This is a genomic window from Pseudomonas sp. 3JA (genome assembly GCF_036961705.1).
Taxonomy (GTDB): Bacteria; Pseudomonadota; Gammaproteobacteria; order Pseudomonadales; family Pseudomonadaceae; genus Aquipseudomonas; species Aquipseudomonas fluorescens_Q.
This window is the reverse complement of record NZ_JBAMDJ010000058.1, coordinates 26,872-35,226: the sequence shown is the minus strand read 5'-3', so window position 1 is coordinate 35,226 and position 8,355 is coordinate 26,872. Positions and strand designations below refer to the sequence as shown.

The window sequence follows — 8,355 nt, the reverse complement described above, 5'->3', positions numbered from 1 at the left end:
GGGAGGATTCAATCTCTACCTCTACGCCCCAAACCCCTTCTCTTGGATAGACCCATTGGGGCTAGCCTGTGGCCCTGCCACCCGCCAAAACTCAAAAGGAAGATGGATCGACGCCAGAGGTAGATTTGCGAATAAACCGAATGTCGCCAAACTGCCGTCGCTAAAAGGAAAGTCCGTACCACAGGTGGAGAAAATCCTTAGGCAAAACGGCTACACCCGAACCAATCCTGCAAATACCAGGAACCAGCGCTGGGTACACGCCGATGGTTCGGAAGTTCAAATTCATGCCTATGGAAATACAAACCCCACTCCCTTTAAAGGATCGAACAATGCTCACAGTCACAAATCATTGGGCCGGCACGGCAACCCAGGCACGACTGAGCTAGCCAACGACGGAAAAACCGCCGTCAGCACTCATTCCGCGGAAGCGCACATCGGGATGCAGAATCCACCAGACTATCCAACGATATCGGGCAGGCCTCACGGCAGTTAGGGGATGACGACTATGTCAGCAGAATTCATAGTATCTTTTGAAGACAAGAACTGGTATGCGACTCACCTCGAAGCGCTCACACAGAAAATCACCCGCCTTGGAACGTTTTCCGCATCGTTTGAGGAAAACGAATTTCGCTTGATAGGCACCGAACCCAGAAGCCCAGGGGATTGGAGCTACGACGTACGACTGTTTTTAGAAAAAGAACGCATTTTTGTGGAGATCAGCGCTCATCCAAAAAGTATCGAACGAGACCTTTCCGTTCTTTTTGAATGGATCAGGTCATGCACCCGAATTGCTATAAAGGATGAGGACGGCGAGTCGTCAGGTTGGTAGCCCTATTTGATAAAAAAGTGATCAGGGTTTCCACCCACTCCACTTCCTCGTAGGAACACCGATCTCCCCGTGGCGAGGGAGCTTGCTCCCGCCGGGTCGCGAAGCGGCCCTGATGTTCGGCCCATCGCGCCGTCTCAGGCATTCAGATCACGACGGCTTCGCCGCCGAGCGGGAGCAAGCTACCTCGCCACGAAAAACAGGGCAACCCGCAGCTCTGTTTATGCTCCCGGCACGCCCTTTCGTTTTTCCCCCGGGGCCATGGAATGTCTATAGTCAATTGATCTGGGTCATGACTTGTTACATCCGCTACACCATTCTATGCAGACCCCCAACGCGACCAAAGGTCGCACCCTTGGGCTAGAGCGACAGGCGTATCATTGCGCCACCGCAACACCCTTTCTGACCGTGGTTAGCACGTACTGGCCACGGCACTTTTCCACTGCCGTGGGATGCATTTGATGAGTAACCAGATTCCGGTACATGACGTCACCCCGCCTGCCAAGGACGCGAACAAAAGCGTCGACCTGTATGCCTCTCGGGAAAAAATCTACACCCGCGCCTTCACTGGCCTGTTCCGCAACCTGCGAATGGCTGGCGGCGCGCTATTGTTCCTGCTGTATTTTGGTACGGTCTGGCTGAACTGGGGTGGCCATCAGGCCGTCTGGTGGAACCTGCCGGAGCGCAAATTCTTTATTTTCGGCGCCACCTTCTGGCCCCAGGATTTCATCCTGCTGTCCGGGATGTTGATCATTGCCGCCTTTGGCCTGTTTTTCATCACAGTCTATGCAGGACGCGTGTGGTGTGGCTACACCTGCCCACAGAGCGTGTGGACCTGGATCTTCATGTGGTGCGAAAAAGTCACCGAAGGCGACCGCAACCAGCGCATCAAGCTCGACAAGGCCCCCATGGGCGCCAACAAATTCCTGCGCAAGCTCGCCAAGCACAGCCTGTGGCTGCTGATCGGTTTCGTCACCGGCATGACCTTTGTCGGTTACTTCACGCCAATCCGCGAACTGGTGTTCGAGTTCTTTACCGGCCAGGCCGATGGCTGGTCGTATTTCTGGGTGGGTTTCTTCACCCTCGCCACCTACGGCAACGCTGGCTGGCTGCGTGAGCAAGTGTGTATCTACATGTGCCCTTACGCACGCTTCCAGAGCGTGATGTTCGACAAGGACACCCTGATCGTTTCCTACGACCCGCGTCGCGGCGAAAGCCGTGGCCCGCGCAAGAAGGGCGTTGACTACAAAGCCCTGGGCCTGGGGGATTGCATCGACTGCACCATGTGCGTCCAGGTCTGCCCGACCGGCATCGACATCCGCGACGGCCTGCAGATCGAATGCATCGGCTGCGCGGCCTGCATCGATGCCTGCGACAACATCATGGACAAAATGGATTATCCACGCGGCCTGATCAGCTACACCACCGAACACAACCTTTCAGGACAGAAAACCCATAAACTGCGCCCGCGCCTGATCGGTTATGCCTTGGTGCTGCTGACCATGATGAGCCTGTTGGCGGCGGCGTTCTTCATGCGCTCGCTGGTGGGTTTCGACGTCAGCAAGGACCGCGTGCTCTACCGCGAAAACGCCGAAGGCCGGATCGAGAACGTCTACAGCCTGAAGATCATGAACAAAGACCAGCGCGACCATACGTACGTCCTGGAAGCCGCCGGCCTGCCCGACCTCAAGTTGCAAGGCCGTCGGGAAATCAAGGTCGCGGCCGGCGAGATCTACAGCCAGCCGGTCGAGCTGTCCAGCGCACCGGAACAACTGCCATCGAGCACCAACGAGGTGACCTTCATCCTCAAGGACGCCGATGACGAAAGCGTACATGTCGAAGCCAAGAGCCGGTTCATCGGCCCACAAACTCGTTGAGAGAACTGAACATGCCTGCAGCAACCGCCACCAGCCCTTGGTACAAGCACCTCTGGCCGTGGATCATCATCGCGATCCTGACCTGCTCGGTGACACTGAGCCTGACGATGGTGACCATTGCGGTGAAGAACCCGGACAACCTGGTCAACGACAATTATTATGAAGCCGGCAAGGGCATCAACCGCTCGCTGGAGCGCGAATTGCTGGCCCAGACCCTGCAACTGCGTGCCAACGTGCAACTGGACGAACTCACCGGAGAGGTGAACCTGCGCCTGAACGGCAACAGCCGTCCCCAGACCCTGGAACTGAGCCTGATCTCGCCGACCCAACCGGAGAAGGACCGCAAGATCGTCCTGACCCGCAACGACAGTGAACCAGGGCGCTACGTCGGTCAGTTGGCGGACAAGATCGAAGGCCGGCGCTTTGTCGAATTGCTGGGGGTGGAGAACGACAAGACCTGGCGCCTGTTCGAAGAAGAGCAGATCAATCACGGCCAGGACCTCCTGCTCGGCGATGAACCGCTGCAAGGCGCTGAAGACCTGAAGCAGTAAATCGCTTCTCTGTGGCGAGGGAGCTTGCTCCCGCTGGGTCGCGAAGCGGCCCCGTTCGTCGTATGACCGGCTCACCCGATTACGACTGCTACGCAGCCGAGCGGGAGCAAGCTCCCTCGCCACAACAGCGCCCATAAACCAGCAAACGCCCCAGCCAAAAAGGCCTTCATGCGACAACCATGACCACTCCACAGCCCTGCTACCACTGCGCCCTGCCCGTCCCCCCTGGCAGTCGCTTCACCGCCGTTGTCCTCGGTGAAACCCGCGAGCTGTGCTGCCCGGGTTGCCAGGCGGTGGCCGAGGCCATTGTCGCCGGCGGCCTGGAAAGTTATTACCAGCATCGCAGCGAAGCGTCGGCCAACCCCGAATCCCTGCCCGTCCAGTTGACCGATGAACTGACACTGTACGATCGCCCAGACGTGCAGCAATCATTCATGCGCCATGAAGGCGAACTGGCCGAAACCACCTTGTTGATGGAAGGCATCAGTTGCGCCGCCTGCGGCTGGTTGATCGAAAAGCAATTACGCAGCCTGCCGGCCGTGGCCGAGGCGCGATTGAACCTGTCCAATCATCGCCTGCATGTACGTTGGGCCGACGCTCAACTGCCGCTGAGCACGCTGCTCACCGAATTGCGCCAGATCGGCTATGTCGCCCACCCGTACCAGGCCGACCAGGCCTGTGAACAACTCGCCGCACAAAACCGCCTGGCCCTGCGCCAATTGGGTGTGGCCGGTCTGTTGTGGTTCCAGGCGATGATGGCAACCATGGCCACCTGGCCGGAATTCAACATCGACCTGAGCCCGGAGATGCACACCATCCTGCGCTGGGTTGCCCTGTTCCTCACCACGCCCATCGTCTTCTATAGCTGCGCGCCGTTCTTCAAAGGCGCCATGCGCGACCTGCGCACCCGCCACCTGACCATGGACGTTTCCGTGTCCCTGGCCATCGGCAGCGCCTACGTTGCCGGGATCTGGACGTCAATTACCGGGGTCGGCGAGTTGTACTTCGACGCCGTAGGCATGTTTGCCCTCTTCCTGTTGGCCGGCCGTTACCTGGAACGCCGGGCCCGGGAGCGCACGGCCGCCGCCACCGCCCAACTGGTCAATCTGTTGCCGGCCTCGTGCCTGCGCCTGGAAGACAACGGCCAGAGCGAACGCATCCTGCTCAGCGAGTTGCGCACCGGCGATCGGGTATTGGTGCATCCAGGCGCGGTGCTGCCGGCCGATGGCAGGATCCTGGATGGCCAGTCCAGCATCGACGAATCGCTGCTGACCGGTGAATACCTGCCACAACCTCGCCAGGTGGGCGACGCGGTCACCGCCGGCACGCTGAACGTCGAAGGGGCCTTGACGGTCGAGGTGCTGGCCCTCGGGCAGGACACCCGATTGTCGGCCATCGTGCGGCTGCTGGAGCGGGCCCAGGCCGAAAAGCCACGGCTGGCGGAAATCGCCGACCGCGCGGCCCAATGGTTCTTGCTGTTCTCCTTGATCGCCGCTGCCGTCATCGGGCTGGTGTGGTGGCAACTGGACGCTTCGCGTGCGTTCTGGATCGTCCTGGCGATGCTGGTCGCCACCTGCCCTTGCGCGTTGTCCCTCGCCACGCCGACCGCCCTCACCGCCGCCACCGGCACCCTGCACAAACTCGGTCTGCTGCTGACGCGCGGTCATGTGCTGGAAGGCCTGAACCAGATCGACACGGTAATTTTCGACAAGACCGGTACCCTCACCGAAGGCCGCCTGGCGTTGCGCGCCATTCGGCCATTGGCGGCCCTCGACAGTGATCAATGCCTGGGCTTGGCCGCCGCCCTGGAAAATCGCTCCGAACACCCTATCGCCCGCGCCTTCGGCCGCGCGCCATTGGCCGCCGAACAGGTGCAAAGCACCCCGGGGCTGGGGCTGGAAGGTTTGGTGACCGAACAGCGCCTGCGCATCGGCCAGCCCGGTTTCGTCTGCGAACTGAGTGGCGCCGCCGTACCGCAAATGCCGGACGAACCCGGGCAATGGCTATTGCTGGGCGATGAGATCGGGCCCCTGGCCTGGTTCGTCCTCGATGACCGCTTGCGCGTCGATGCCCCGGCACTGCTGGCGGCCTGCAAGGCACGGGGCTGGCGGACGCTGCTGTTGTCGGGTGACAGTTCGCCCATGGTTGCCAGTGTCGCCGCCGAGCTGGGCATCGATGAGGCTCGCGGCGGGCTGCGCCCGGACGACAAACTGGCCGTGTTGCAGCAGTTGCATCAACAGGGCCGCAAGGTGCTGATGCTCGGCGATGGCGTGAACGACGTGCCCGTGCTGGCGGCGGCGGACATCAGTGTCGCCATGGGCTCGGCCACCGACCTGGCCAAGACCAGCGCCGACGCGGTGCTGCTGTCCAACCGCCTCGACGCCCTGATCCACGCCTTCAGCCTGGCCCGACGCACCCGCCGTGTGATCATCGAGAACCTGGTGTGGGCCGGGCTGTACAATGGCCTCATGTTGCCGTTCGCCGCCCTCGGCTGGATTACGCCGGTGTGGGCGGCGGTCTGCATGTCCATCAGTTCGTTGACCGTCGTGTTGAATGCGCTGAGGCTGACACGTCAGCCCAAGACGCAGGTTTTCGACACCACGCCCGATACCCGCCCGCTGCCGGCCTGAGCCGCACGGGCATGGAGTTCCGACATGCCAGCTCTCTACGTGATGATCCCGGCCGCGCTGCTGATCGTGGCCATCGCTGTGTACATTTTCTTCTGGGCCGTGGACAGCGGCCAGTACGACGACCTCGACGGTCCGGCCCACAGCATTCTGTTCGACGATCAGGACCCGAACCACAAGGCGGCGGTGGACGAAGCCAGTGGCGAGGCCCGCAAGCCGGACGACAAGGCTGGGCCCCATGCTTGACCTGGCACCCCTGCTGGTTTCGGCGGTCATCCTTGGCCTGCTCGGCGGCGGACACTGCCTGGGCATGTGCGGCGGCCTGATGGGCGCCCTGACCCTGGCGATTCCCAAGGAACAGCGCAGCCGGCGCTTTCGGCTGCTGCTGGCGTACAACCTGGGGCGAATCCTGAGCTACGCCACCGCCGGGTTGCTGATCGGCCTGGCCGGTTGGGCGGTGTCCAACAGCCCGGCGGCGATGATCATGCGGGTGCTGGCCGGCTTGCTGTTGATTGCCATGGGCTTGTACTTGGCGGGCTGGTGGAGCGGCCTGACCCGCATCGAAAGCGTCGGTCGCGGCCTGTGGCGGCACATCCAACCCGTCGCCAACCGTTTGCTGCCCGTGTCGAGCCTGCCCCGGGCCTTGCTGCTCGGCGCGCTATGGGGCTGGCTGCCGTGCGGCCTGGTCTACAGCACCCTGTTGTGGTCCGCCAGCCAGGGCAATGCGCTGGACAGCGCGTTGCTCATGCTCGCCTTCGGCCTGGGCACCTGGCCGGTGCTGCTCGCCACGGGCCTGGCCGCCGAACGCGTCACCGCCCTGCTGCGCAAACGCAGCGTGCGCATGGCCGGCGGCTTGTTGGTGATTATTTTCGGGGTATGGACACTGCCTGGGCCGCATCAACATTGGCTCATGGGGCATTGACCAAGTCGTCCCCAATCGCGAGCATCGACAACTCCCAATGCCCCGTTGACGCAAATCAAAACGGCCACCCCCTCGCGCCCCTAGACTCGCCCCATGCCAGTCTATCCGGGGAATGCCCGCATGCTCGACACCATTTGTTGGGACTCAAATCTTATCCGCCGTTACGACCTGGCGGGACCACGCTACACCTCGTACCCCACTGCAGCGCAGTTCGGCAGCCAGGTGGGCACCTTCGACCTGCTCCATGCCCTGCGCGACAGCCGCAAGGCCCTGCGACCGTTGTCGCTATACGTGCACATACCGTTCTGTGCGAACATTTGCTACTACTGCGCCTGCAACAAAGTCATCACCAAGGACCGCGGTCGTGCCCACGCCTACCTGCAACGCCTGGAGCAGGAAATCCAACTGATCGGCTGTCACCTGAACCCCACCCAGCGCGTGGAACAGTTGCACTTTGGCGGCGGCACCCCGACGTTCCTCAGCCACGACGAACTGCGCCAACTGATGGCCAAGCTGCGCCTGCACCTGAACCTGCTGGACGACGATTCCGGTGACTACGGCATCGAAATCGACCCCAGGGAAGCCGACTGGTCGACCATGGGCCTGTTGCGCGAACTGGGTTTCAACCGGGTCAGTATCGGCCTGCAAGACCTTGATCCAGCGGTGCAGCGGGCCGTCAATCGCCTGCAAAGTCTCGAGGAAACCCGCGCAGTGGTCGAAGCCGCCCGGACCTTGCAGTTCCGTTCGATCAACATTGACCTGATTTATGGACTGCCCAAGCAGACCCCGGAAAACTTCGCCCGCACGGTCCAGGAAGTCATCCACCTGCAACCGGACCGGCTCTCGGTGTTCAACTACGCCCACCTGCCGGAACGCTTCATGCCCCAGCGGCGCATCAACAGCCAGGACTTGCCGACCCCGGAGCAGAAACTGGCAATGCTGCAAGGCACCATCGAACAGCTGACCGCCGCCGGTTACCGCTATGTCGGCATGGACCACTTCGCCCTGCCCGACGACGAACTGGCAATCGCTCAGGAAGAGGCTACGTTGCAGCGCAACTTCCAGGGCTACACCACCCATGGCCATTGCGACCTGATCGGCCTTGGCGTGTCAGCCATCAGCCAGATCGGCGATTTGTACTGCCAGAACAGCAGTGATCTGAGCCATTACCAGAACACCCTCGCCGACGGGCAACTGGCGACCAGTCGCGGGCTGATCTGCAACGCTGACGACCGGCTGCGGCGCGCGGTGATCCAGCAATTGATCTGCCATTTCCACCTGCCCTTCGCCGAGATCGAGCAAACCTTCAACATCGATTTTCGCGGTTACTTCGCCCCGCAATGGCCGCAATTGCGGGCCATGGCCGCGGATGGGCTGATCGAGCTGGATGACACCCACATCCGGGTATTGCCCGCCGGGCGCCTGCTGGTTCGGTCCGTGTGCATGGTGTTCGATGCCTATTTGGACCAGCACAACCGACAGCGCTTCTCCCGCGTTATTTGAGCGCGACAATTTGACGACGAAACCGCACTGGCCGGAGTGCCATCTCTGG

At 61.6% G+C, this 8,355-nt stretch carries 8 protein-coding genes; all 8 read left to right on the top strand.

Going from position 1 to position 8,355, the window contains the following annotated elements; all coding sequences use genetic code 11:
- The coding region (locus V7773_RS28420) for a hypothetical protein (RefSeq protein ID WP_336076309.1) at positions 1 to 493 on the top strand (493 nt) is incomplete at its 5' end.
- Between the two features lie 12 nt (positions 494 to 505).
- Positions 506 to 829, top strand: coding sequence for a 3-hydroxydecyl-ACP dehydratase (locus tag V7773_RS28415; protein WP_336076308.1), 324 nt, complete (start codon positions 506 to 508; stop codon positions 827 to 829).
- Positions 830 to 1,287: 458 nt separating this feature from the next.
- Positions 1,288 to 2,703 (top strand): cytochrome c oxidase accessory protein CcoG, encoded by a 1,416-nt coding sequence (gene ccoG / locus V7773_RS28410; RefSeq protein WP_003199601.1) that lies wholly within the window; start codon positions 1,288 to 1,290, stop codon positions 2,701 to 2,703.
- An 11-nt stretch (positions 2,704 to 2,714) separates the two neighbouring features.
- Complete coding sequence (locus V7773_RS28405; RefSeq protein WP_063322208.1) at positions 2,715 to 3,254, top strand: FixH family protein; 540 nt, start codon at positions 2,715 to 2,717, stop codon at positions 3,252 to 3,254.
- A gap of 179 nt (positions 3,255 to 3,433) precedes the next feature.
- Complete coding sequence (locus tag V7773_RS28400; protein ID WP_336076307.1) at positions 3,434 to 5,884, top strand: heavy metal translocating P-type ATPase; 2,451 nt, start codon at positions 3,434 to 3,436, stop codon at positions 5,882 to 5,884.
- A gap of 24 nt (positions 5,885 to 5,908) precedes the next feature.
- Positions 5,909 to 6,127: a cbb3-type cytochrome oxidase assembly protein CcoS gene (gene ccoS, locus V7773_RS28395; RefSeq protein ID WP_063322210.1), complete on the top strand. Its 219-nt coding sequence runs from the start codon at positions 5,909 to 5,911 to the stop codon at positions 6,125 to 6,127.
- Positions 6,120 to 6,803, top strand: a complete 684-nt coding sequence (locus tag V7773_RS28390; RefSeq protein WP_018608618.1) for a sulfite exporter TauE/SafE family protein — start codon at positions 6,120 to 6,122, stop codon at positions 6,801 to 6,803. The genes ccoS and V7773_RS28390 overlap by 8 nt, the downstream gene beginning before the upstream one ends.
- Before the next feature lie 120 nt (positions 6,804 to 6,923).
- Entirely contained in the window at positions 6,924 to 8,306 is a 1,383-nt protein-coding gene (gene hemN / locus V7773_RS28385) for an oxygen-independent coproporphyrinogen III oxidase (RefSeq protein ID WP_336076306.1), read from the top strand.
- Positions 8,307 to 8,355: the final 49 nt, after the last annotated feature.

What these genes read in the sequence shown, in the direction of transcription:
- V7773_RS28415 (WP_336076308.1), top strand. Translation starts at nt 506, where the DNA reads ATGTCAGCAGAATTCATAGTATCTTTTGAAGACAAGAACTGGTATGCG.
- ccoG (WP_003199601.1), top strand. Translation starts at nt 1,288, where the DNA reads ATGAGTAACCAGATTCCGGTACATGACGTCACCCCGCCTGCCAAGGAC.
- V7773_RS28405 (WP_063322208.1), top strand. Translation starts at nt 2,715, where the DNA reads ATGCCTGCAGCAACCGCCACCAGCCCTTGGTACAAGCACCTCTGGCCG.
- V7773_RS28400 (WP_336076307.1), top strand. Translation starts at nt 3,434, where the DNA reads ATGACCACTCCACAGCCCTGCTACCACTGCGCCCTGCCCGTCCCCCCT.
- ccoS (WP_063322210.1), top strand. Translation starts at nt 5,909, where the DNA reads ATGCCAGCTCTCTACGTGATGATCCCGGCCGCGCTGCTGATCGTGGCC.
- V7773_RS28390 (WP_018608618.1), top strand. Translation starts at nt 6,120, where the DNA reads ATGCTTGACCTGGCACCCCTGCTGGTTTCGGCGGTCATCCTTGGCCTG.
- hemN (WP_336076306.1), top strand. Translation starts at nt 6,924, where the DNA reads ATGCTCGACACCATTTGTTGGGACTCAAATCTTATCCGCCGTTACGAC.